The sequence below is a fragment of the Micromonospora sp. AMSO12t genome, from assembly GCF_008806585.1.
GTDB lineage: Bacteria > Actinomycetota > Actinomycetes > Mycobacteriales > Micromonosporaceae > Micromonospora > Micromonospora reichwaldensis.
This window is the reverse complement of sequence record NZ_WAAS01000576.1, coordinates 1-557: the sequence shown is the minus strand read 5'-3', so window position 1 is coordinate 557 and position 557 is coordinate 1. Positions and strand designations below refer to the sequence as shown.

The window sequence follows — 557 nt, the reverse complement described above, 5'->3', positions numbered from 1 at the left end:
TTGGCGGTGGCCGCGCTGATCACCAGCTCGGCGGCGATCTCGCCGTTGGACAGGCCCCGACCCGGGCCCTCGACGGCGTCACCGAGCGGGAGCGCGAGGTGCTGACGCTCGTCGGCCGGCGGGCGAACTCGGCGATGAGCCGGCGGGTGACCCCGGGGGCGATCAGCGCGTCCCCGGCGGCGACCACCCGGACCGCGCCGAGGATGTCGTCCAGCGCCATGTCCTTGACCAGGAACCCGCTCGCGCCGGCGCGCAACGCGGCGTGCACGTGCTCGTCGTCGTCGAAGGTGGTGAGCACGAGGACGCGGGTGGCGCCGCCGTGCGCGGTGATCGCGCGGGTGGCCTGGATGCCGTCCATGCCGGGCATCCGCAGGTCCATCAGCACCACGTCCGGCACGACCTCGCGGGCCAGCCGCACCGCCTCGGCCCCCGTACCCGCCTCGCCGACGACGTCGATGTCGGGGGCGTCGGCGATGAGCACCCGCAGGCCGGCGCGGACCAGTGGCTGGTCGTCGACGAGCAGCACCCGGACGCTCACCGGCCCCCCGCCCCGGTCC

The 557-nt window shown here is 75.9% G+C and carries 1 pseudogene; it reads right to left on the bottom strand.

Annotated features, from left to right (window positions below):
• A pseudogene (locus tag F6X68_RS33030) lies at positions 1 to 538 on the bottom strand (response regulator transcription factor); the annotation flags it as partial.
• Positions 539 to 557: the final 19 nt, after the last annotated feature.